22 protein-coding genes and 1 riboswitch are annotated in these 23,796 nt (G+C 63.2%); of the genes, 9 read left to right on the plus strand and 13 right to left on the minus strand.

All coding sequences use genetic code 11. The annotated features are described in order from the left end of the window. The first annotated feature begins 3 nt into the window (after positions 1-3). The 9 genes from DSM107133_RS19055 (at position 4) to DSM107133_RS19095 (ending at position 9,220) form a co-directional block, all read left to right on the plus strand. Complete coding sequence (locus DSM107133_RS19055) at positions 4-1,080, plus strand: ABC transporter ATP-binding protein (RefSeq protein ID WP_114295119.1); 1,077 nt, start codon at positions 4-6, stop codon at positions 1,078-1,080. After that, the gene (locus tag DSM107133_RS19060; RefSeq protein WP_114295120.1) at positions 1,080-1,949 is read left to right on the plus strand and encodes a sugar ABC transporter permease; all 870 of its coding nucleotides are present in this window, start codon (positions 1,080-1,082) and stop codon (positions 1,947-1,949) included. The genes DSM107133_RS19055 and DSM107133_RS19060 overlap by 1 nt, the downstream gene beginning before the upstream one ends. Position 1,950: 1 nt before the next feature. Then, the gene (locus tag DSM107133_RS19065; RefSeq protein ID WP_240310653.1) at positions 1,951-2,814 is read left to right on the plus strand and encodes a carbohydrate ABC transporter permease; all 864 of its coding nucleotides are present in this window, start codon (positions 1,951-1,953) and stop codon (positions 2,812-2,814) included. Between the two features lie 15 nt (positions 2,815-2,829). Next, a complete protein-coding gene (locus tag DSM107133_RS19070) occupies positions 2,830-3,102 on the plus strand; it encodes a DUF2160 domain-containing protein (RefSeq protein WP_114295121.1) in 273 nt (90 codons plus the stop codon). A 70-nt stretch (positions 3,103-3,172) separates the two neighbouring features. Beyond that, positions 3,173-4,894 carry an ABC transporter substrate-binding protein gene (locus DSM107133_RS19075; RefSeq protein WP_114295122.1) on the plus strand — a complete coding sequence of 574 codons (1,722 nt, stop codon included), beginning with the start codon at positions 3,173-3,175 and terminating at the stop codon, positions 4,892-4,894. Positions 4,895-4,970: 76 nt separating this feature from the next. Continuing rightward, complete coding sequence (gene glpK, locus DSM107133_RS19080; protein ID WP_114295123.1) at positions 4,971-6,458, plus strand: glycerol kinase GlpK; 1,488 nt, start codon at positions 4,971-4,973, stop codon at positions 6,456-6,458. Positions 6,459-6,462: 4 nt separating this feature from the next. Continuing rightward, positions 6,463-7,572, plus strand: a complete 1,110-nt coding sequence (locus DSM107133_RS19085; protein ID WP_114295124.1) for an iron-containing alcohol dehydrogenase — start codon at positions 6,463-6,465, stop codon at positions 7,570-7,572. Beyond that, entirely contained in the window at positions 7,569-8,429 is an 861-nt protein-coding gene (locus tag DSM107133_RS19090; RefSeq protein ID WP_240310654.1) for a sugar ABC transporter permease, read from the plus strand. Before DSM107133_RS19085 ends, DSM107133_RS19090 begins: the two co-directional genes overlap by 4 nt. A 2-nt stretch (positions 8,430-8,431) precedes the next feature. Then, complete coding sequence (locus DSM107133_RS19095) at positions 8,432-9,220, plus strand: carbohydrate ABC transporter permease (RefSeq protein ID WP_114295125.1); 789 nt, start codon at positions 8,432-8,434, stop codon at positions 9,218-9,220. On the opposite strand, the gene DSM107133_RS19100 is transcribed toward DSM107133_RS19095, so the two are convergent. The 13 genes from DSM107133_RS19100 to DSM107133_RS19160 all read right to left on the minus strand — a co-directional run bounded on the left by DSM107133_RS19100 (position 9,217) and on the right by DSM107133_RS19160 (position 23,685). Beyond that, complete coding sequence (locus DSM107133_RS19100) at positions 9,217-9,957, minus strand: ABC transporter permease (protein ID WP_114295126.1); 741 nt, start codon at positions 9,955-9,957, stop codon at positions 9,217-9,219. The two genes, DSM107133_RS19095 and DSM107133_RS19100, sit on opposite strands and share 4 nt — an antisense overlap. Next, positions 9,954-10,676 (minus strand): ATP-binding cassette domain-containing protein, encoded by a 723-nt coding sequence (locus tag DSM107133_RS19105; protein WP_114295127.1) that lies wholly within the window; start codon positions 10,674-10,676, stop codon positions 9,954-9,956. Before DSM107133_RS19105 ends, DSM107133_RS19100 begins: the two co-directional genes overlap by 4 nt. Then, complete coding sequence (gene tenA / locus DSM107133_RS19110; RefSeq protein WP_114295128.1) at positions 10,673-11,356, minus strand: thiaminase II; 684 nt, start codon at positions 11,354-11,356, stop codon at positions 10,673-10,675. Before tenA ends, DSM107133_RS19105 begins: the two co-directional genes overlap by 4 nt. Then, on the minus strand, positions 11,353-12,291 hold the full coding sequence (locus tag DSM107133_RS19115) for an ABC transporter substrate-binding protein (protein WP_114295129.1): 939 nt from the start codon (positions 12,289-12,291) through the stop codon (positions 11,353-11,355). The genes tenA and DSM107133_RS19115 overlap by 4 nt, the downstream gene beginning before the upstream one ends. Then, positions 12,291-13,283, minus strand: coding sequence for a HesA/MoeB/ThiF family protein (locus tag DSM107133_RS19120; RefSeq protein WP_205387896.1), 993 nt, complete (start codon positions 13,281-13,283; stop codon positions 12,291-12,293). Before DSM107133_RS19120 ends, DSM107133_RS19115 begins: the two co-directional genes overlap by 1 nt. Then, positions 13,280-13,876, minus strand: coding sequence for a thiamine phosphate synthase (locus tag DSM107133_RS19125; RefSeq protein ID WP_114295131.1), 597 nt, complete (start codon positions 13,874-13,876; stop codon positions 13,280-13,282). Before DSM107133_RS19125 ends, DSM107133_RS19120 begins: the two co-directional genes overlap by 4 nt. After that, positions 13,873-14,646 carry a thiazole synthase gene (locus DSM107133_RS19130; protein WP_114295132.1) on the minus strand — a complete coding sequence of 258 codons (774 nt, stop codon included), beginning with the start codon at positions 14,644-14,646 and terminating at the stop codon, positions 13,873-13,875. Before DSM107133_RS19130 ends, DSM107133_RS19125 begins: the two co-directional genes overlap by 4 nt. A gap of 3 nt (positions 14,647-14,649) precedes the next feature. Beyond that, on the minus strand, positions 14,650-14,847 hold the full coding sequence (gene thiS, locus DSM107133_RS19135; RefSeq protein WP_114295133.1) for a sulfur carrier protein ThiS: 198 nt from the start codon (positions 14,845-14,847) through the stop codon (positions 14,650-14,652). After that, positions 14,831-15,826: an FAD-dependent oxidoreductase gene (locus DSM107133_RS19140; RefSeq protein ID WP_114295134.1), complete on the minus strand. Its 996-nt coding sequence runs from the start codon at positions 15,824-15,826 to the stop codon at positions 14,831-14,833. Before DSM107133_RS19140 ends, thiS begins: the two co-directional genes overlap by 17 nt. Continuing rightward, the gene (gene thiD / locus DSM107133_RS19145) at positions 15,826-16,632 is read right to left on the minus strand and encodes a bifunctional hydroxymethylpyrimidine kinase/phosphomethylpyrimidine kinase (protein WP_240310656.1); all 807 of its coding nucleotides are present in this window, start codon (positions 16,630-16,632) and stop codon (positions 15,826-15,828) included. Before thiD ends, DSM107133_RS19140 begins: the two co-directional genes overlap by 1 nt. Before the next feature lie 56 nt (positions 16,633-16,688). Continuing rightward, positions 16,689-16,789: riboswitch (TPP riboswitch) on the minus strand. A gap of 108 nt (positions 16,790-16,897) precedes the next feature. Then, positions 16,898-20,005, minus strand: a complete 3,108-nt coding sequence (locus DSM107133_RS19150; RefSeq protein WP_114295136.1) for an efflux RND transporter permease subunit — start codon at positions 20,003-20,005, stop codon at positions 16,898-16,900. Between the two features lie 19 nt (positions 20,006-20,024). Further along, positions 20,025-21,182, minus strand: coding sequence for an efflux RND transporter periplasmic adaptor subunit (locus tag DSM107133_RS19155; RefSeq protein ID WP_114295137.1), 1,158 nt, complete (start codon positions 21,180-21,182; stop codon positions 20,025-20,027). Positions 21,183-21,312: 130 nt separating this feature from the next. Further along, positions 21,313-23,685: a transketolase gene (locus tag DSM107133_RS19160; RefSeq protein WP_205387897.1), complete on the minus strand. Its 2,373-nt coding sequence runs from the start codon at positions 23,683-23,685 to the stop codon at positions 21,313-21,315. Positions 23,686-23,796: the final 111 nt, after the last annotated feature.

The raw sequence follows: 23,796 nt of genomic DNA on the forward strand, positions 1-23,796 counted from the left end.
GACATGGCAAAGATTACCCTCGACAATCTGGCACATTCCTACCTGCCCAAACCGACATCCGAAGCCGACTTTGCGCTGAAAGAACTGAACCACGACTGGGCCGACGGCGAGGCCTATGCGCTGCTGGGTGCCTCGGGCTGTGGCAAGTCGACTTTGTTGAACATCATCTCGGGCCTGCTGCACCCCAGCCAGGGGCGCATCTTGTTTGATGGCAAGGACGTGACACAGGCCAGCACCGCAGATCGCAACATCGCGCAGGTGTTCCAGTTTCCGGTGGTCTACGACACGATGACCGTACACGACAATCTGGCCTTTCCGCTGCGCAACCGCGGCGAAAGTGCTGCCTATGTGGCCGAGCGGGTGCAAAAGATTGCCGAAATGATCGGGATGCAGGACGTTCTGAACAAGCGCGCCCGTGGTCTGACGGCGGATGCCAAGCAAAAGATTTCGCTGGGCCGCGGCATGGTACGCGAGGACGTGAACGCACTGCTGTTCGACGAACCGCTGACCGTGATCGACCCGCATATGAAATGGGAACTGCGCACGCAGTTGAAATCGCTGCACCACGAATTCGGGCACACCATGATCTATGTGACCCACGACCAGACCGAGGCGCTGACCTTCGCTGACAAGGTGGTGGTCATGCACGATGGCCGCGTGGTCCAGATCGGCACACCGCAAGAGCTGTTCGAGCGGCCCGAACATACATTCGTGGGCTATTTCATCGGCTCGCCCGGCATGAACCTGATCCCGGCATCGGTCGACGGCACGCAGGCCACCGTGCACGGCGCGCAGGTTGCGCTGGGGCAGCATTACGGCGCGCTGAACGGTGACGTGAAACTGGGCGTGCGCCCCGAATTCGTGACCCTGACCGAGGGCGAGGGCCTGCCTGTCAAGGTGCGCCGCGTCGAGGATGTGGGCCGCCACAAGATCATCCGCGCCGACCTGTTCGGCAACGAAATCAACATTGTCGCCGCCGAAGGCACCGAGATCACGCCGGACATGACCCGCGTGGCGTTCGATACCGCGCAGGTCAACGTCTATGTCGACGACTGGCGCCAACAGGGGGAGGCCGCCTGATGAACAAGACAGTCAATCAAAAAGCATGGTTTCTGGTGTTGCCGGTGCTGCTGCTGGTCGCCTTTTCCGCCGTCATCCCGTTGATGACAGTTGTCAACTATTCGGTGCAGGACACCTTCGGGCAGAACCAGTTCTTCTGGGCCGGCCTCGAATGGTTCGAGGAAATGCTGCATTCGGACCGCATGTGGGATGCGCTGGGGCGTCAGCTGATGTTCTCGGGGATCATTCTGGCCATTGAAATCCCGCTGGGCATTTTCGTGGCGCTGAACATGCCCAAATCGGGGTTCTGGTCCAGCTTCTGCCTTGTTGTGATGTCGCTGCCGCTGCTGATCCCGTGGAACGTGGTCGGCACCATCTGGCAGATTTTCGGGCGCGTCGACATTGGCCTGCTGGGCTATACGCTGGACAAGCTGGGCATCTCCTACAACTACACGCAGGACATCTTTGCCGCATGGACCACGGTGGTGGTGATGGATGTCTGGCACTGGACATCGCTGGTGGCACTGCTGGCCTTTGCCGGGCTGAAATCCATCCCTGACGCCTATTACCAAGCCGCCAAGATTGATCAGGCAAGCCGCTGGGCCGTGTTCCGCTTTATCGAACTGCCCAAGATGGCAGGCGTGCTGATGATCGCCATTCTGCTGCGCTTCATGGACAGCTTCATGATCTACACCGAACCCTTCGTGGTCACCGGCGGCGGTCCGGGCAACGCCACCACATTGCTGTCGATCGATCTGGTCAAGATGGCGCTGGGGCAATTCGACCTTGGACCGGCGGCCGCGTTCTCGTTGATGTATTTTCTGGTGATCCTGCTGATTTCATGGGTGTTTTACACTGTCATGACAACGCTTGACGCGAAGGAGGGATAAGATGACCGATACCGCAACATTCCCCGCCGACAGGGCCGCCCAACCCGCCGCAAAACGCCGGGTGCGGATCAAAGGCTCTGCCGTGGTGATGACCCTCTATCTGCTGTTTCTGATGCTGCCGATCTATTGGCTGCTGAACATGAGCCTGAAGACCAACACCGAAATCCTGAACAGCTTTACCCTGTTTCCGCGCGATCTGACGTTCGACAACTATGCCACGATCCTGACGGATCCGGCGTGGTACATGGGCTATGTCAACTCGCTGATCTATGTGGTGATGAACACCGTGATCAGCCTGACCGTGGCGCTGCCTGCGGCCTATGCGTTCAGCCGCTACAGCTTTATGGGCGACAAACACCTGTTCTTCTGGCTGCTGACCAACCGCATGGCCCCGCCGGCCGTCTTCGCGCTGCCGTTCTTCCAGCTGTATTCCTCCGTGGGCCTGTTCGACACCCACATCGCCGTGGCACTGGCGCATTGCCTGTTCAACGTGCCGCTGGCGGTGTGGATTTTGGAAGGTTTCATGCGCGGCGTGCCCAAAGAGATTGACGAAACCGCCTATATCGACGGCTACAGCTTCGGGCGCTTCTTTATCAAGATCTTCATGCCACTGGTCGCCAGCGGCATCGGGGTCGCGGCGTTCTTCTGCTTCATGTTCTCGTGGGTCGAACTGCTGCTGAGCCGCACGCTGACCACCGTGGACGCCAAGCCGATTGCCGCCATCATGACACGGACCCAAGGCGCCAGCGGCATCGACTGGGGCGTGCTGGCGGCGGCGGGCATCCTGACCGTCGTGCCGGGGGCCTTGGTCATCTATTTCGTGCGCAACTACATCGCCAAGGGCTTTGCCCTGGGCCGGGTTTAAGAGGAGAGCCGACACATGGACTGGATGGCTTGGACATGGCCGACCGCGATCTTCTTTATGGTCATCGCGTCGCTGCTGGTCACCTTTACGGTGCTGGCGATCAAATTCCCCGAAACGCCGCGCCGCGGCGTGCTGGGGATGGAAACCACGCGCGGGGACCGTTTGTTTATCACGCTTCTGGGCAGTGCCTTTATCAACCTCGGCTGGCTGGGGTTGGTGGGGGCAGCGCAGCCCTATGCGATGATTGTCTGTCTGATCTACGCCGCAGCGGTGTTTCGCTGGGTGTAAGTGATGGGCGCAGGGGCATGTGGGGCCCTGCGACCACGTTAATTTCCACATTCATAAGGGAGGAAACATTATGAATTTATCACTGAAATCCTCAACGGCCGTGGTCGTTGCGCTGGGACTGCTTGGCAGCCCGGCCTTTGCCGACATGGAGGCCGCCAAGGCGTTCCTCGATGCCGAGATCGGCGATGTCTCGACCCTGTCGCGCGCCGATCAGGAAGCCGAGATGCAGTTCTTTGTCGACGCTGCCAAGCCCTATGAGGGCATGGAGATCAAGGTCGTCTCGGAAACCATCACCACGCATGAATACGAAAGCCAGGTGCTGGCGCCTGCCTTCACCGCGATCACCGGCATCAAGGTCACCCATGACCTGATCGGCGAAGGCGACGTTGTCGAAAAGCTGCAAACACAAATGCAGTCTGGCGAAAACATCTATGACGCCTATATCAACGACAGCGACCTGATCGGCACCCACTGGCGCTACAAGCAGGTGCGCAACCTGACCGACTGGATGGCGAACGAAGGCAAGGACGTGACCCTGCCCACGCTGGATCTGGACGATTTCATCGGCACGTCGTTCACCACCGGCCCCGATGGCAAGCTGTACCAGCTGCCGACCCAGCAGTTCGCGAACCTCTATTGGTTCCGCTATGACTGGTTCAACGACGAAAAGAACATGGCCGATTTCAAAGAGAAATACGGCTATGATCTGGGCGTTCCGGTCAACTGGTCGGCCTATGAGGACATTGCCGAATTCTTCACCGGTCGTGACCTCAGCCACATGGATGTCTCGGGCGAAGTCTTTGGCAACATGGACTACGGCAAGAAAGACCCCAGCCTGGGCTGGCGTTACACCGATGCGTGGATGTCGATGGCCGGCATGGGCGATGTGGGTGAACCAAACGGTCTGCCCGTCGATGAATGGGGCATTCGCGTCAACGAACAATCCCAGCCCACAGGCTCGTGCGTGACACGCGGCGGTGCCACCAACTCGCCCGCTGCCGTCTATGCGGTGACCAAGGCAATCGAATGGCTGCAAAAATACTCGCCACCCGCCGCGGCCGGCATGACCTTCTCCGAAGCGGGCCCGATCCCCGCGCAGGGCAACGTCGCGCAACAGATGTTCTGGTACACCGCCTTTACCGCCGACACGGTGAAACCCGGTCTGCCCGTGATGAACGAAGACGGCACGCCCAAATGGCGCATGGCCCCTTCGCCCCACGGTGCCTATTGGAAAGAGGGCCAGAAGATCGGCTATCAGGACGCAGGCAGCTGGACGCTGATGGAATCGACCCCCGTGGACCGCGCACAGGCCGCTTGGCTTTATGCACAGTTCGTGGTGTCGAAAACGGTTGATCTCAAGAAATCGGATGTGGGCCTGACCTTTATCCGTGAATCGACCATCGACAGCGAACACTTCACCGAGCGCGCACCGCGTCTGGGTGGTTTGGTCGAATTCTACCGCTCGCCCGCGCGTGTGGCATGGTCGCCAACGGGTACAAACGTGCCGGATTACCCCAAGCTGGCCCAACTGTGGTGGCAGAACATCGGCGACGCCATGTCCGGTGCGAAAACACCCCAGCAGGCTTTGGATGCGCTTTGCGCCGATCAGGAAAAAGTGCTTCAGCGTCTGGAACGTGCCGGCGTGCAGGGCGATCTTGGTCCCAAGCTGAACCCGGAGGAAAGCGCCGAATACTGGTTCGAACAGCCCGGTGCACCTTATCCCAAGCTGGCAAACGAGGACGAAGAGCCCAAGACCGTCGCTTATGACGAGCTGATCAAATCCTGGGAATAATCCCTGATTGCATGATACTGCGGGGGGCCATATCTGGCCCCCCGTTTGCCCATTTGATCCAGAGCGTGTGACTGCAATGAAATACATCCTGTCGATCGACCAAGGCACCACATCCAGCCGTGCCATCCTGTTTGACGAAACCCTGAACCTCAAAGCGACCTCGCAAGAGGAATTCCCCCAGATTTTCCCCAAATCCGGCTGGGTCGAACACGATCCCTCCGACTTGTGGAGCACCACCGCAGGCACCTGCCGCGCCGTGATCGAACGCGCAGGCATTGACGCGCAGGACATCATTTCCATCGGTATCACCAACCAGCGCGAAACCACTGTTGTGTGGGACAAGAAGACTGGCAAGCCGGTCTATAACGCGATTGTCTGGCAGGACCGGCGCACCGCCGATTTCTGCAAATCCCTGCGTGATGCGGGCCACGCCGACATGGTGGCCGACCGCACCGGCCTGCTGCTGGACCCGTATTTTTCCGCGACCAAGGTCAAATGGATCCTCGACAACGTCGACGGCGCGCGCGCCGCCGCACAGGCGGGCGATCTGCTGTTCGGCACTGTCGATTGCTATCTGATCTGGAAGCTGACAGGCGGCGAGGTGCACGCCACCGACGCCACCAACGCCGCGCGCACCATGCTCTATGACATCCGCAAGGGACGCTGGAGCCAGACCATCTGTGACCTGATGGGCGTGCCCATGTCGATGCTGCCGGATGTGCGTGACAGCGCCGCCGATTTCGGCACCACCCGCGCCGATCTGTTTGGCCGCCCGATCCCCATTCTGGGCGTGGCGGGCGACCAGCAGGCCGCGACCATCGGTCAGGCGTGTTTTGAACCCGGCATGATGAAATCGACCTATGGCACCGGCTGCTTTGCCTTGCTGAACACGGGCGACACGCCGGTACGCTCGAACAACCGGTTGCTGACGACGATTGCCTATCAACTGGACGGCAAGCCGACCTATGCGCTGGAAGGGTCGATTTTTGTGGCCGGCGCCGTGGTGCAATGGCTGCGCGACGGGCTGAAGATCATCCGCGAGGCGTCGCAGACGCAACCGCTGGCCGAAAACGCCGACCCCGCGCAGGACGTGATCCTTGTGCCCGCCTTTACCGGCCTTGGCGCGCCCTACTGGAACCCCGATTGCCGTGGCGCGATCTTTGGCCTGTCGCGCAATTCCGGCCCCGAGGAGCTGGCCAAGGCGGCGCTGGAAAGCGTTGGCTACCAGACCCGCGATCTTCTCGAAGCGATGTATGCCGACTGGGCCGATGATACGGGCCGTGGGGTGCTGCGCGTTGACGGCGGGATGAGCGCGTCGGATTGGGCGATGCAATTCCTGTCGGACATCATCGGCGCACCGGTGGACCGGCCCAGGGTTCTGGAAACCACCGCCTTGGGCGCTGCGTGGCTGGCCGGTATGCAGGCCGACGCGCTGCCCGATCAAAAGGCATTCGGCCGGCAATGGGCGCTGGACCGACAGTTCACGCCAACACTGTGCGAAGAGGCCCGCGCCACCAAATACGCGAATTGGAAACGCGCCGTCGACAGCACGCTGCGGTATTGACGCGATGACGCCCTTTGCCATCGACTGCCCTGTGCAGATTGCCTTTGGCGCGGGCAGCGCTGCCAGGTTGCCGGATCTTGTACATAATCCAGTGGTTTTTGTACAAGGTGCCAGCGGCGCGGCCTCTGATCCGGTGTTGCAGATGCTGGGCGATGTGGCCTGTGTGATCCGCTGCACGGGCGAACCCTCGGTGGACAGCATCAACGCGGCCCTCGATGCGCTGGAGGGCATTGCTGTTGGCACGGTTGTTGCCTGCGGCGGTGGCTCGGTTCTGGACACGGGCAAGGTGCTGGCGGTGCTGGCAGGCACGGGCGTGCGGCTGAGCGATGACTTTTCCCGCATTGATCCTGCGCTGCTGGACCACCGCGCCGATCTGCGCCTGATCGCGCTGCCCACGACGGCAGGGACGGGGGCCGAGGTCACGCGCAACGCGGTGCTGGACGTGCCGACACTGGGCACCAAGCTGAGCATACGCGGCCGCGCCCTGTTTCCCGATCACGCGCTGGTGGACCCAGACCTGATGGCCGGAGCACCCCGTGCCATTGCCCTGCACGCGGGGCTGGACGCGGTCACCCAGCTGATCGAGGCGCAGACATCGGTCGCCGCCACCCCCTTTACCCGCGCGCTGACGGCGCAGGCGCTGCCCGGTGCCTTGCGTGCCCTGCGCGACGTGGTCGCGGACGACAGGGCAGGCTGGCCCGCCATGGCCTGGGCGTCGCTGGCCAGTGGCATGGCGCTCGCCAACGGCGGGCTGGGGGCGGCGCATGGTCTGGCGGCGGTTCTGGGCGCACGGCTGGGCGCGCCGCACGGGGCGCTGTGCGGACGGTTGCTGGTGCCGGTGATGCGCGCGAATGCCACCGCAGGTGCCAGTTGCGTGGCCGGTTGCGCCGCCGAAGTGGCCGATGTCTTTGCCCCCGAACAGGGCGGCGACGCGCTGTCGGGGCTGGCCGCGTGGATGACCGCGCAGGGCTTGCCGCGACTGGCCGACTATGGCGCTACCGATGCAATGCTGCCCGATCTGGCCGCCCAGGGCCGCGCCGCATCCTCCAGCCAGAAGAACGCCGTGCCGCTGCCGGTGAACACCTACGAGGACATCCTGCGGGCGGCGTTGTGAGCAACCAACGCCCCGACAACCGCGCGTGGCTGCTGATGCTGCCCGCGATGTCGGTGCTGGGGATCGTCGGTTTGGTGCCGCTGATCGCGGTGTTCAACTATGCGTTCTTCGACATCTTCACCCTGCAAAGCCGGTTCTGGGTGGGCACAGAATGGTTTGCCGAACTGGTCGGCACGCCCGACCTCTACGCCGCCCTCGGGCGCAGCCTGTTGTTCTCGGCGCTGGTGGTGCTGGTGCAGTTTCCGCTGGGCATCGCCATCGCGTTGATGATCCCGCGCGGGCGGCTGGCGGGCAGTCTGGTGCTGATGCTGGTGGCGATCCCGCTGGTGGTGCCGTGGAACCTGATCCCGATGATCTGGCTGAACCTGCTGCACCCGACCTACGGGACCGTGGCGCAGATGTTCGACGCCATCGGGTTCGATTTCGACTATAAGTTCAACGCCGTTCACACCTATGCGTTGCTGGTCACGGTCGACACATGGCACTGGATCGGGCTGGTGGTGATCCTGGCCTATTCCGGCCTGTCCGCGATCCCGCCCTCCTATTATCAGGCCGCCCGCATCGACGGCGCGTCGCGCGCTCAGGTGTTCTGGCACATCCAGCTGCCCAAGATCCGGCCCGTCCTGCTGATGGCGCTTTTGTTGCGGGTGATCGACAGCCTGATGATCTATGTCGAAGCCTTTGGCATCAACGCAGGCGGACCGATGGGGGCCACTGCATTCCTGTCGCTGGAGCTGGGCGAGGAAATCAACGCCTTCAACTACGGCCCTGCCGCCGCGCGGTCGGTTCTGTATTTCCTATTGGTGCTTACGGTGGCATGGCTGTTCCGCGTTGCCATGCAGCGCGAGGTCAAATGAGCATGCGGGGCATCTTGCGCACGCTGGCCCTGCTGGCGCTGGCCGTGTTCATCATCGGGCCGCTGGTGCAGGCGATTGTGCTCAGCCTGACCGTGACCCTGCCGCATCCGGGGGTAACCGTGGGTGACTGGTCGCTGGTGAACTACCGCAATATCTTTGCCAGCCCCGCGCTGGTCGCATCCTTGGGCAATTCGCTGACCTATGTGACCGCCAATGTGGTGCTGACACTGTCCGTGGCGCTGCCTGCCGCCTATGCGCTGTCGCGCTACCGCTTTGTCGGGGACCGGCATGTGTTCCTGTTGCTGCTGGCCTTTCGCATCACGCCGCCCGTGGTGCTGTCGCTGCCGATCTTCCTGCTGTTTGCGCGGCTGGGGCTGCTGAATTCCCCCTTTGGCATCGCGCTGGTGCATTGCCTGTTCAACATCCCGATCGCCATCTGGATCTTGGAAAGCTTCATCTCTGCCGTGCCGCGCGAGTTTGACGAAACCGCCTTTCTGGACGGACATTCGCTGCCGCGGTTCTTTGTTGGCCACCTGTTGCCGGTGATTGCGCCGGGGGTCGGGGTGGCCTGTTTCTTCTGCTTTATCTTCTCCTGGGTCGAGGTCGTCTTTGCCCGTATCCTGACATCGACAGGGGGCAAACCGATCACCATGGCCATCGACGCGCTGTTTACCTTCCAGACCGACATCGGGCTGGTGATGGCGATGATGGTGCTGTCACTGGTGCCGGGTGTGGCGCTGATCTGGTTCGTGCGCGACCACATCGCGCGGGGGTTCCAGTTGCGGGCTTAGCGCCCCTTGGCATAGCGTGCCAGCCCGTCTGCAAGCCGGCCCACCACAATGTGCAGCGCCACGGTCAGCACTGCCAGCACGATCAGGCTGGCAAACATCAGGTCAATCTTGGCACGCCCGTTGGCCAGCAGCATCAGGTAGCCCAGCCCTTTCGAGGCACCCACCCATTCACCGATCACCGCCCCGATGGGCGCATAGACCGCCGCCAGCTTCAGCCCCGTTGCCAGACCCGGCAGCGCGTTGGGAATTTGCATGTGGCGCATGAACTGGTATTTGCCGGCACCCATCGACACCGCCAGATCGCGATAGCCCTGATCAATGCGCACCAGCCCGTCGTGAAAGGCCGAGGTGACGGGGAAATAGATGATCAGCACCGCCATCACCACCTTGGACCCCATGCCATAGCCGAACCACAGCGTCAGCAACGGCGCCAGCGCAAAGACCGGCACGGCCTGTGTGAACACCAGTATCGGCAGCATCAGCCGCTCGGCGGTTTTCGACAGGGCCAGCTGGATCGCGGTGACGGCCCCAAACAGGGTGCCCAGCCCCAGCCCCAGCAGCACTTCGGTTGCAGTGACCCATGTGTTTTCGGCAATTATCGCACGGCTGCGAAAGGCCGCCTGCGCCACCCGCCACGGCGAGGGCAGGATGAAATGAGGGGCACCCGTCAGCATCACCAGCCCTTGCCACAGGCCCAGCCCCAGCAGCACCGCCAGCACAATGTCACGCGCCCTCATGCCGCTGCCCTCAGATGGGCCAGCAGGCGGGTCTGGCAGTCAAAGGTTTGCCCGTCGTCAATCGCGCGCAGTGCAGGTGTTTCGGGCACCGGCCAGACCTGCGCGCCTGCGGCGGTCATGACGATGATCTGATGCGCCAGACGCGCGGCCTCGGCCGGATCGTGGGTGACCAGCAGCACGGTGCGCCCCTGCAAGGCTTCGGCGGCCAGTTCCTGCATGTCGGCGCGGGTGCCGGCGTCCAGTGCCGAAAACGGCTCGTCCAGCAGCACCAGCGGGCGGTCTTCGAACAGGGTGCGGGCCAGCGCGACCCGCTGGCGCATCCCGCCGGACAACTGGTTCGGTGTCTTGTCCGCATGGGCCAGCAGCCCGACGCGCGCCAGCAGTGCCTGCGCACGGTCCAGATCAGGCGCGCGCCCGCGCAGGCGCGCGCCGATACAGGTGTTCTCCAGCACCGACAGCCACGGCAGCAACAGGTCGGACTGCGCCATATAGCTGATGCGCCCGTCCAGCGCTGCACCGTCCGTGGCGGTGATGGTGCCGGCGAACTGCCCGCCGGTTTCCAGCCCCAAAATCAGCCGCAGGATGGTCGACTTGCCCACCCCCGAGCGGCCCAGAAGACAGGTCCACTGACCGGCGGGCAGCGTGAGGTTGGCATCGAACAACAGCTGCCCGTCAATGTGGTGCCGTCCGGCAAGGTGAATGCCCGGAACCTCGGTCATCGCCCGTCAAATCCCATCTGCCAGAATCCGACCTCAAGCGCCGTGGCCCGTGTGAACCGGTCTTGCACCGTCTGTCTGCGCGGCGAGGTTTCCAGATCGCCAATGCGCCGCGCCACGGCGCTGTCGATCATCGCGCCGACGGTGGTGCAGACCTGCTGATAATCCGCCCCGCCATAGGTGCTGATCCAGTCGGCATAGGGCGTGTCGGGCACCTGTTCGCGGGCCAGTCGCAGGCCGATTTCGCCATAGCCGAACACACAGGGCGCAAGCGCCGCCATCAGGTCGATGAAATCGCCCTGAAGCCCCGCGTCGATCACATAGCGGGTATAGGCCAGGTTCGCGACCTCTTCGGTGGCGTTGAACAGGGTCTGTTCGTCAATGCCTGCCGCCGCGCAGGTGCGCACATGCAGCGACATTTCGCGGTTGGTCAGCGCATCCACCGTGGCGGCGCAGACCTTCATCTCCTCCAAGGTTTCGGATTTGATCACGCCCAGCGACCAGGCGCGGGCATAATGTACAAGATAGACGTAATCCTGTACCAGATAATGCAGGTACGCACTGCGCGGCAGGGTGCCGTCGCGCAGCCCTTCGACAAAGGGATGGGTCATGTAATCATCCCAGGTGCCCGCTGCACCGGCGCGCCACAGCGCGTAGGTGCTGCCATAGTCCGGGGCGCTCATGGTGCGGTCACGTCGATTGCGATGTCCGAAACCGGGGTCATCCGGGTGGTCAGGCCTGCTTCGTTCAGAAAGGTCTCGAACGCGGCGTAGCGGCCCACGTCCATCGCGCCGGGGCGCAGGGCGAAACGCGGCACCGTGTCGGCCCATGCGCGGGCGTTCAGTTCGTCCTGCAATTCGGCGGATGTGCTGGCGAACAGCGCCCAGCTTTCGTCGGGATGATTGACGATATACTGCGTTGCCTTCTCGGTCGCGGCCAGAAAGCGCGCGATCATATCCTTGTCCATGGTGTCGGCATTGGCGACATAGATCAGCTCGTCATAGGCGGGCAGGCCCTGTTCCTCGACGTAAAAGCATGTGCCGGGCACGCCTTCGATCTCCATCTGGTTCAGTTCGAAATTGCGATAGGCGCCGATCACCGCATCGACCTGACCGGACATCAGCGAGGGCGACAGCGACCAGTTGACGTTGACCATTTCAACCGCGTCCATGGTCAGCCCGTTGTGGCGCAGGATCGTGCCCAGAACAGCCTCTTCGACGCCGCTGACGGAAAAGCCCACCTTCTTGCCCGTCAGATCGGCAGGTGATTTGATCGGCCCGTCGGCCAGCACCAGCAGGCAGTTCAGCGGTGTTGCGACCAATGTGCCGACGCGGCGCAGCGGCAGGCCCTCGTGGATTTGCAGGTGCAGGTGCGGTTGATAGGAAATTGCCAGATCGGCCTTGCCCGCGGCGACCAGCTTGGGCGGGTCGGCAGGATCGGCGGGGGCGATGATTTCGACGTTCAGATCCTGCTCGGCGAAATAGCCCAGCTCTTGTGCCACGATGATCGGCCCGTGGTCGGGGTTCACGAACCAGTCCAGCATCAGGGTCATGTCGTCCGCAGCCAGCAGCGGGGCTGCGGCCAGCGACATGGCGGTTGTCAGGGCGGTGAGTTTCATCAGGTTTGCCTTTCGGTGGGGGGCGTGTCGCCCATTGCAATCAGGGTGATTTCTCCGGCCCAGTGGCTGCGCAAATGCGCGCCCGCCTGCCATGCCCGCAGCCCCGAGCGGCAGGCAAAAACGGCGCGCTGTCCGTCTTTTGGGGTGGATTTCTGTTGGCGGAATTCCGCAACGCTGGTGCGGTGCGCGTGTTGGGATACGGGAACAGGCGCTTCGTCGCTGTCGCGCAGTTCAATGACGAAATCCTGCGGTGTCAGGTCACGGGGGGCGATGAATTTCGGGCCGTCCGCAGGCTCGGGGGCACCGTCGAAGCGAAAGCCGCTGCTGCGCATCCCTTGCATGTCGAACTGCATCAACTGGCCCAGCGGTGACGGGGTTTGACCGATTATCACACCCAAAGCCATCTGCGCCTGCGCTGCGCCGATCATGCCCACAACCGGCCCCATCACGCCGGCGGTCGCACAGGTGGCGGCGCGGTCGGGCAGGTCGGGAAACACGGCACGCAGTGACGGCGCGGCGCCACAGAACCCGCCCACATAGCCCGCAAACCCCAGCGCCGAGGCGCTGACAAGCGGCACGCCAAGATCAAGGCAGATGTCTGACAGGATATAGCTGGCGGCAAAGCTGTCGGCGCAATCCAGCACCAGCGTTGCGCCCGCCACAAGGTTTGCCGCGTTCGCCGGATCAAGCGCACAGGGCAGGGGGGTAAAGGTGCAATCGGCGTTCATCGCCCGCAGGGTTTCGGCAGCCGCCTCGACTTTCGGACGGCCCACATCTGCCTCGCGGAACAGGGGCTGGCGGTGCAGGTTCGACAGCGACACGACATCGCCGTCAACCAGCGTCAGATGCCCCACGCCCGCGCCGGCCAGATAGTGCAGAGCGGGCGCGGCAAGGCCACCGGCGCCCACCACCAGAACACGGGCGGCGGCAATGGCGGCCTGTCCGGCGCTGCCAACTTCGGGCAGCAGCATCTGACGGGCATAGCGGCTCATCTTGTGGCCGCCAGCCACGCGGCAATGCGCGCTTCGGGATCGGCGTTCAGGGTGATGTCGGTGACAGCCGAGACCACATCGGCCCCGGCGGCAAAGGCACCGGGCGCACGGTCGATGTTCATACCACCGATGGCGATCAGGGGTGTCGCACCGATCAACTCACGCCATGTGGTCAGCTTTTCCACGCCCTGTTGATGCCATTTCATCTGTTTCAGAATGGTCGGATAAATCGGCCCCAGCGCGATATAATCAGGCTTGAGCGTCAGGGCGCGGGCCAGTTCGGCCTTGTCATGGGTGCTGATGCCCAGTCGCAGACCCGCCGCGCGGATGGCATCAATATCGGCGCCATTCAGATCTTCCTGTCCCAGATGCAGCCAGTCACAGCCGGTTTCGATGGCCGTCGACCAGTGGTCGTTCAGCACCAGCGTGCAGCCATGGGCGGCACAGACTGCCTGAGCCCGTTTCACATGGGCGCGGATGGTTTCGGGGTCGGCGTCTTTGATGCGCAGTTGCACCAGCTTGATGCCCAGCGGCACCAGCCGTTCGATCCAGTCGGCGCTGTCAAAAATCGGATAGAAACGATCCAGTGTCATTGCAAAAACGCCTTGCCAATTACGGGGGTTGAGGGGGCGGCCATATCGCGCGGCTCCATCGGGTCGGCGGCGTGGGCCAACTGGCCTGCGCGCAGGGCTGTGGCAAAGGCCTCGGCCATTGCTGCCGGATCGCCTGCCTTGGCCACAGCCGTGTTCAGCAGCACCGCGTCAAAGCCCAGCTCCATCGCCCGCGCCGCCTGTGACGGCAGGCCCAGACCGGCATCAATCACCAGCGGCACATCGGGAAAATGCGCCCGCATAGCGCGCAGGCCAAAGATGTTGTTCAGCCCCAGCCCCGAGCCGATGGGCGCGCCCCATGGCATCAGCACTTCGCAGCCTGCTTGCAACAGGCGGTCGGCCACCACCAGATCCTCGGTGGTATAGGGGAACACCTGAAAACCGTCCTCGGTCAGGATGCGCGCGGCCTCGACCAGCCCGAAAACATCGGGTTGCAGGGTGTCTTCCTCGCCGATCACTTCCAGTTTGATCCAACTGGTGTCAAAGACCTCGCGGGCCATATGGGCGGTTGTCACCGCTTCTTTCACGCTGTGGCACCCGGCGGTGTTGGGCAGCACCTGCACGCCCAGATCGCGGATCAGCTGCCAGAAATCCTGCCCCGCCCGGTCCTGCCCGCTTTCGCGGCGCAGCGATACGGTGGCCACGCTGGCGCCGCTGCGCCGGAAGGCATCGGCCAGAATGGCGGGCGACGGGTATTGCGCGGTGCCCAGCATCAGGGCGTTGGCGAGCGTGGTGCCGTAAAAATCGCGCATCGCTCAGCCCCCCTGCATCGGGGCAAGAACCTCGATCAAATCGCCATCGGTCAGCCCGCAGGCGGTGCGGGCGCCGGCGGGGACAAAGCGGCCATTGACGGCGGTGGCCACCTTGGCATCGCCAAGGCCCTGTGCCGTCAGCAGATCGGCCAGCGTGTCGGCCTGCGTGTCAATCGGGTCTCCGTTAAGTTGTAGTTTCATCCATCACCTCGGGGGTTGTGTTGTCATAAATCAGGCCGGCCACCATGCGGGCGAGGGCAGGGGCCAGAAGAAAACCGTGCCGGAACAAGCCATTGGCGCGGATCAGGTTGCCGTGCCGGCGGATGCGCGGCAGGTTGTCGGCAAAAGCGGGGCGGCTGTCGACGCCGATCTCGATCACCTCGGCCTCGCCAAAGGCGGGGGTCAGCGCATAGGCGGCGCTGAGCAGTTCCAGCAGGGCGCGGGCGGTGACATGGCGGCCTGCCTGGCCTTCGATCATCGTCGCCCCCAGCATGAACACACCATCGCCGCGCGGCACGATGTACAGCGGCATACGCGGGTGCAGCAGGCGCAGGGGGCGGGACAGCGTGACGTCGGGGCAGGACAGCACCAGCATCTCGCCCTTGACGCCGCGCAGGTCGGGGATTTGCGCGCGGGCCTGAAAGCCACGGCAGTCTATGGTCAGGCCTTGGCGGGCCAGCGCATCGGGGTCGGCATCACCCTGTTCAAAGATCACCCCGTCACGGATCAGACCCGCGCGCAGTTGCGCAAGGGCGTCGCGGGGGGCAAGGTGGGCCTCGTCCTTGAAGAACAGACCGCGTGTGAAACGGTTCGCCAGATCGGGTTCCAGTGCTGCGATTTGTTCTGCGTCCACGGGGCTGTGATTGCGGGTGCGGCGGGCAAAGCGGGTCAGTTCGGCAGTGTCGCGGGCGGGCGAGATCACCAGCGTGCCGTTCCTGTGGACGGCCTGCGTGTGGGCGGCCCACCAGCCGACGGCCTCCTGCCCCAGCCGCACCACGGGTTCTTCGGCGCTTTCGCCCTCGCAGAACGGGGCCAGCATACCGCCGGCCCACCACGAACAGGATTGCGGGCCAAGGGTGGCCTGACGGTCGATCAACGTGACCCGCGCGCCGCGATCCAGCAGGGCGCGTGCCACGCACAGGCCCGCGACACCGGCGCCGATGATGGTAATGCGATGCATCACCACTGACCGTGGAAATGGTGGACGGGACCGTGGCCCGCGCCGATGTCCAATGTGTCGGCAGCGGCAATCGCCCCTTGCAGATAGCCATGCGCAGCGGCGACGGCGGCGGGCAGGTCCACCCCACGGGCAAGCTGCGCCGCAATGGCTGCGGAATAGGTGCAGCCGGTGCCATGGGTGTTGCGGGTGTGCAGGCGCGGCGCGGACAGGGTGGCGATGGTGCCGCTGGCGTCGACCAGCACGTCGGTGCAGGTTTCGCCTGCGCCATGTCCCCCCTTCATCAGGACCGCTCGCGGCCCCATCGCCAGCAGGCGCATGCCCTGTGCGGCCATCTCGTCGGGGGTTTTCGCCTCTGCCGCGCCCAGAAGCCGCGCGGCTTCGGGCAGGTTGGGGGTCAGCAGCGTCGCCAGCGGCAGAATCCGGCGCGCCAAGGCGTCAACCGCAGTGTCATGCAACAACGCATCGCCCGATTTGGCAATCATCACCGGATCAACGACAACCGGCCCGGCAAAGCCCGCTAGTCCCTCTGCCACGGCTGCGATGACGGCAGCGCCCGACAGCATCCCCAGCTTGACCGCCGCCACATCCAGATCATCCAGAACCGCCGCAATCTGCGCGGCGACCATGTCGGCGGGCACCTCGTGAACAGCCGTTACCGCCATGGTGTTCTGCGCGGTGATGGCGGTCAGGACGCTGGCAGCATAGACGCCATTGGCCGACATCGCCTTGATGTCCGCCTGAATACCGGCGCCACCGCCACTGTCGGAACCGGCAATGGTCAAGGCAATCGGGGGTCTGTGGGCCACGGGCATCTCCAACGTATGTGGGACTGCCGACGTGGAAAAAGAGCCTGCGCGATGTGATGCGCAACCTACCCGTTCCCTACGCCGGTATGACCCGGATCAGGTTCGACGGGTCGGTGCATGCACCTCTCAGCCCCAAGGGGCCCCCCGACGGATATTATGTCGTGCGTCGGGCCGCGCGGTGCGGTCTGACGCTGTTCGCCTCTAGGGCTAGAGTGTATTTTCGCGGATCACAACCGGTTTTTTTCGCGGCCGGGTTGTGCCGCAATCAGCCGGTTTCAGCGCGCCCCTTGCGGGTCAGCCGCGAGATGACGACGAAAAAGAACGGCACGAACAGCACGCCGAACACGGTGGCCGAAATCGTACCCGCCACCACGCCGCTGCCGATGGCCGTGCGCCCGCCCGAGCCTGCGCCGGTGCTGAGAAGCAGCGGCAGAACGCCCAAAGAGAAGGCCATCGACGTCATGATGATCGGACGGAAACGCTGTTTTGCAGCGTCTACGGCGGCTTCGATCACCGTCTCGCCCTCGGCGCGGCGGTCGCGCGCGAATTCGACAATCAGGATCGCGTTTTTCCCTGTCAGACCGATCACCGTCAGCAGACCGACCTGAAAGAACACGCCGTTTTCAAACCCCCCCAGCCAGGCCCCTGTCAGCGCGCCCAGCACGCCGATGGGCATGGCCAGCATCACCGCAAAGGGGATCGACCAGCTTTCGTAAAGCGCGGCCAGCGCAAGGAAAATTGCCGCCAGCGACAGCCCGTACAACAGCGGTGCCTGACTGCCCGATTCCTGCTCTTCCAGCGACAGGCCGGTCAGCGCGATCTGAAAGCCGGGGGGCAACTGCTCGGCCAGCCGATAGATCTCGGCCAGACCGTCGCCGGTGCTGACGCCGGGTGCCGGTGCGCCCTGAAGCTGCATCGCAGGCACGCCGTTGTAGCGGGTCACACCCTGCGGCGCAAAAGCCCATTCGGCATCGGCAAAGTTCGAAAATGGCACCAGACCGCCGCTGGCATTGCGCACGCGCCATTTGGCCAGATCCGAGGGCAGGGCACGGGCATCGGCCTCGCCCTGAACATAGACGCGCTTGATCCGCCCTTCGTCGATGAAATCGTTCACATAGCGGCCGGCCCAGGCAATCGTCAGCAGGTTGCCCACATCTGCCGCGGTCACTCCCATGGCGCCGGCGCGACGCCAGTCGATGTCCAGTTTGAACTGGGCGGCGTCCTCCAGCCCGCTGGGGCGCAGAGAGGCGATCAACGGGCTTTGTGCGCCCATGCCCAGCAACTGGTTGCGTGCATCCAGCAACTGTTCATGGGTCTGCCCGCCGCGTGCCTGTACATAGAAATCAAAGCCGGACACGTTGCCCAATTCGATCACCGAAGGCGGCACCACGGGGAACACCATCGCATCCTGTATCTGGCTGAACGCGCCAAAGGCACGGCCCGCCAGCGCCTGCGCGCTTTGGTTTGCAGCTTCGCGGTCGGCCCAGTCTTTCAGGCGCACAAACATGATGCCGACGTTCTGGCCCTGACCGGCAAAGCTGAAGCCGACAACGCCGAACACCGAATCCACGATGTCGGATTCCTGTTCCAGGTAGTAATCCTCGACCTGCTTGAGTACATCCAGCGTGCGTTCGCTGGTGGCCCCTGTTGGCGCCTGGATAAGGGTGAACAGAATGCCCTGATCTTCGTCTGGCAGAAAGCCCTGGGGGGTGCGCACGAACAGCAGGCCCATGGCAACAAAGATACCGATATAGGCCAGACCGGTCAGGAACCGCCAGCGCACCAGCTTGCCCACAGTCTTGCCATAGCCTGTCATCAGCTTGTCAAAGCCCTTGTTGAACAGGCCGAAAAATCCGCGCCGCTTGGCGTGGGTTTTCGGTTTCAGCAGCGTTGCGCACAAGGCAGGTGTCAGGGTCAGCGCCACCAGAACCGACAGCGACATGGCCGAAATGATCGTCACCGCAAACTGTTTGTAGATTACGCCGGTTGATCCGGGAAAAAAGGCCATCGGCACGAAAACAGCCGACAGCACAACGGCAATGCCGATCAGCGCGCCGGTGATCTGGTCCATCGACTTGCGCGTCGCCTCGACCGGGCTCAGCCCTTCCTGCTCCATGATGCGTTCGACGTTTTCGACCACAACAATCGCATCATCCACCAGCAGGCCGATGGCCAGCACCATGGCCAGCATGGTCAACGTGTTGATCGAAAAGCCGAATGCCGCCAGCACCCCGAATGTGCCCAGCAGCACCACGGGCACCGCCAGTGTGGGCACCAGCGTGGCACGCAGGTTTTGCAGGAACAAGAGCATCACCAGAAACACCAGCACGATCGCCTCGACCAACGTCTTGACGACCTCCTCGATTGAAATCCGCACAAAGGGCGTGGTGTCATAGGGGATCACATAATCGACCCCATCGGGAAAGAATTCCGCCAGTTCCTCAAGCCGCGTTTCAACAAGGGCGGCGGTGTCCAGTGCGTTGGCACCGGGGGCAAGGCTGATCGCCAGGCCGGCAGAGGGGTTGCGGTTGTAACGCGAGATGGTGGCATAGCTTTCGGCGCCGATCTCGACCCGTGCAACATCATTGACCAGCACCAGCCCGCCGTCGGTTTCGGCGCGCAGCACGATCTGGCGGAAATCTTCGGGCGTGCGCAACAGGGATTGCGCGGTGATCGTGGCGTTCAGCATCTGCCCGTCGACCGAGGGGCGCGACCCGAAAGCCCCTGCGGAAATCTGTGCGTTCTCGGCAGAGACTGCGGCCACGACATCCGACGGCGTCAGTTCAAAGGCAGCCAGCTTGGCCGGGTCCAGCCAGATGCGCATGGCATATTGCGCGCCAAAGACCTGCGCACTGCCCACGCCTTCGACTCGGCTGAGTTCGTTGACCAGATTGGTGGACAGATAGTCGCCCAGATCGGTTGCGTCATAGGTGCCGTTGTCGGCAATCAGCGACACGACCATCAGGAAGCCGGCCGAGGATTTTTGCACCGTCACACCCTGCCGCTGCACCGCTTCGGGCAGCAGGGCAGTGGCCTGTGACAGCTTGTTCTGCACCTGCACCTGCGCGATGTCGGGGTCGGTGCCGGTTTCAAAAGTCAGTGTCACGCTGGCGCTGCCCGACGAGGTCGACGACGACGACACATAGCGCAAACCGTCCAGGCCGGTCATCTGCTGCTCGATCACCTGCGTGACGGTATTGGCAACCGTTTCGGCCGAGGCCCCCGGGTAGACTGCGCGCACCGTGACCGTGGGCGGGGCAATCTGCGGGTATTGGGCGACGGGCAGCGATTGAATCGCAAGAATGCCGATCCCCATGATAAAGATCGAAATGACCCATGCAAAAATCGGACGGTCGATGAAAAAGCGAGCCATGGCGGGGTCTGATCCTGATTTATTCGGTTGCTGCCGGAGCAGAGTCTGCGTCAGCGGGCGCTTGTTCTTGCGGGGTCACGGTGGCACCGGGGGCGGCTTTTTGCAGGCCAACCACAATGACACGGTCGCCCGGATTCAGCCCGTCGTTTACCACCCAGTCGCTGCCCCGGTCGCTGATGACCGAGAGCTGGCGCATTTCGACAACATTGTCGGCGCCGACAACCAGAACCGTCGGCTGATCACGCCGGTCGCGGCTGATGGCCTGTTGGGGCACCAGATAGACGTCCTTGGCGGTGGTCGTGGCGATTTCGACCTGCACATACATGCCAGGCAGCAGCAGCTTGTCGGGATTGGCGAATTGCATCCGCAGCACCACAACGCCGGTTTGTTCGTTCACGTCCGGTTCGGCGGCGGTCAATGTGCCGGTCTGGTCGAATACGCTGCCATCGGCCAGCGTCAGGGTCACATCGGTTGGCAGGTCTTCCAGACGCGCACCGATGTTGTCGCGCCGCCATGCGATGATTTCGGCGGCTGACTGGGTCACATCCACATAGACGGGATCAATGTTGCGGATCACGGCCATCGGTTCGGCCTGACTGGCCGTCACCAGCGCACCCGGACTGGCCAGCGAACGCCCGATTTCACCGGACAGACGCGCCCGGATCTGGGTGCGGTCCAGCTGGATCTGGGCGGTCTGCAGTTGCGCCTGTGCAGCCTGCACAGCGGCGGCGGCAATGTCACGGTTGGCCACGGCACTGTCCAATGCCTGTTCGCTGGCCACATTGCGCGATTGCAGTTCTTGCAGGCGGGTCTCTTCTTTCTGGGCCGCTTTCAGCTGGGCATTCGCCTGCGCCACCGCCGCATTGGCCTGTGCCACGGCGGCCTGATAGGTGGCGGCGTCGATTGTGTACAAAACATCACCCTCTTCGACAGGCCCGCCCTCTTTGAACTTCCGCTCGGTGATGATGCCTGCCACCTGCGGGCGCACCTCGGCCTGCGCCGAGGCCAGAACCCGGCCCGGCAGGGTCGTCGTCAACGGCACGTCCTGGGGCTGCATGGTCATCACCGTCACGGCGGCTGGCGGGCGGCCCTGTTGCTGGGCAGCAGCTGGCAGAGCGGACGCCATCAAGGCAATGGCCAGCACGACGGGACGCAAGCGGATATGAGGAAATGGCATGGTCAGGATCCAGTCTGGTACAAGCGCGAACAATCAGTCAGCTATACTAACCTAATGCGGCGTCGCAGCAAGGGCTGCGTTCACCCCATTCAAAGTTGGCTGGCCGGATAAATGGGCCCCGACCCTAACGCTACACCGGCTTGCTGATCAGGCGGCCCGCTGTCAGCCCGTTCACTTTTTCGACAATGCCCGCAGCGTCGATGCCAAAGTGGCGGTACAGGTCGGCAATCGTGCCGGTCTGGCCAAAATGTTCGACGCCCAGCGACACGGTCTGATGCCCGATCACCGATCCCAGCCACGCCAATGTGGCAGGGTGGCCATCAATCACCGTGACCAGCTTGCAATCGCGCGACAGCCCGCCCAGCAGGGTTTCGATATGCGACCGCGCCGCCCGATTGCCCCGCGCCCGTGCCCGCTGTGCCGCTGTCCAGCCCGCGTTCAGCCGGTCGGCCGAGGTGACGGCCAGAACCGCAACATCGCGGCGACCCTCGCCAATGATCCCTGCGGCGCGGATCGCTTCGGGTGCGACGACACCCTGATAGGCAATCACCACCTCGCAATTGGGTCCGGGTTTGCGCAGCCAATAGGCGCCGTCGATGGCCCCTTGCCGGAAAGCGTCGTCCACACGTTTGCCCGGCTGCTCAATCGGGTTGGTGGACAGCCGCAGATAGACCGACCCGCCGGTTTCGTCGCGCAGCCAAGTGCGTTCGTCCGGGTCACCGTCGCCGCTGCGTTGCAGGTATTCAAACGCCCACTGCATGATGACCGACAGCTCGTCGACAAAGGCGGGTTCGAACGCGGCCAGACCGTCCTGACTCATCCCGATCAGCGGGGTGCCGATGGACTGGTGCGCGCCGCCTTCGGGGGCCAGCGTGATGCCGGACGGGGTGCCGACAATCATGAAACGCGCATCCTGATAGCAGGCGTAGTTCAACGCATCCAAACCACGCGCGACAAAGGGATCATAGACCGTGCCGATGGGGATCAGCCGCTTGCCGAACAGCGAATGCGACAGGCCCGCCGCTGCCAGCAGCAGGAACAGGTTCATCTCGGCAATACCCAGTTCGATGTGCTGCCCTTCGGGCGTGAATTCCCATTTTGCGGTCGAGGGGATTTTTTCGTTGATGAACGTGTCCTGCTGTTCGGTGCGCGCGAACAGCTTGCGGCGGTTCACCCAAGGGCCAAGGTTGGTGGTGCCCGTCACGTCGGGCGATGTGGTCACAATACGTTCGGCAAGCGTGCTGTCGCCCTTGGACAGATCGTCCAGGATCTTGCCAAAGCCCATTTGCGTGGACAGTTCACGGTCGGTTGCAATCTCGATCTGGGGCACGTCCAGAACATCGTCGGTATAGCGGCGCGGTCCCTTGGCAAAGAACGGCACCTGCCCCAGGAAATCGCGCAAGCCATCGGGGTCCTCGACCGTGGCAAAGGGGTCCCATTCCTGTCCCTGCGGCACGCCCATCACCTTTTGCCATTCGGCCATCTGGGTCTTGTTCATCAAGCCGCCGTGGTTGTCCTTGTGGCCCGCAATCGGCGTGCCCCAACCCTTGATCGTATAGGCCAGGAAACAGACGGGGCGGTCGTGGTCGATGGCGGCAAAGGTGTCGGCCATGGTCTGCACGCAGTTGCCGCCCAGATTTTCCATCAGTTCGGCCAGTTCATCGTCGCTGCGACTGTCGATCAGCTGGGTCACGTCGCCCTGATCGCCAAGGCTGTCCATCAGCCGTTCACGCCACGCAGCCCCGCCCATGAAGGTCAGCGCCGAATAAAGCTGGTTGGGGCAGTTGTCGATCCAGTCACGCAGCGTGTCGCCGCCCGGTTCCTTGAACGCGGCACGCTGCAGGTGGCCGTATTTTACGCGGACCACATCCCATCCGAAGGCTTCGAATATCTTCTCGACGCGCTGGAACAGTCCCTCGCGGACCACGCCGTCCAGCGACTGGCGGTTATAGTCGATGATCCACCACGCATTGCGCAGGTCGTTTTTCCAGCCCTCTTGCAGACATTCGTAGATGTTGCCTTCGTCCAGTTCGGCATCGCCCACCAGCGCCACCATACGGCCCAGGGGGATGTCGTTGCCCCAGCGTTTGGCGTGAATGTAATCCTGCACCAGCGACGCGAACGACGTGATCGCCACGCCCAAGCCCACCGATCCGGTGGAAAAATCCACATCGTCGATGTCCTTGGTGCGCGACGGATAGGATTGCACCCCATGCAGCCCGCGAAAATTCTGCATCTTCTCCAGCGTCTGTTCGCCCATCAGATATTGCATTGCGTGAAACACCGGCGAAGCGTGGGGTTTGACGGCGACGCGGTCCTCGGGGCGCAGGGCGCTGAAATACAGGGCCGACATGATCGACACCATCGACGCAGACGACGCCTGATGCCCGCCCACCTTGATCCCGTCTGCCTTGGGGCGGATGTGGTTGGCGTTGTGGATCATCCAATGCGACAGCCACAGCAGGCGTTGTTCGATTGTTTTCAGGTGGGCGGCGTGTGTCATCTGGATTCCATCCATTTTCAAGCTTTGATGCTGTATATCGCGTGCATTGCCGCGCGTTTCTGCTTTCTTCCGTCAAATTTGGCCGATATTGGCTGATATAGCCAACAAAGA

This window comes from Pseudosulfitobacter sp. DSM 107133 (assembly GCF_022788695.1).
Lineage (GTDB): Bacteria > Pseudomonadota > Alphaproteobacteria > Rhodobacterales > Rhodobacteraceae > Pseudosulfitobacter.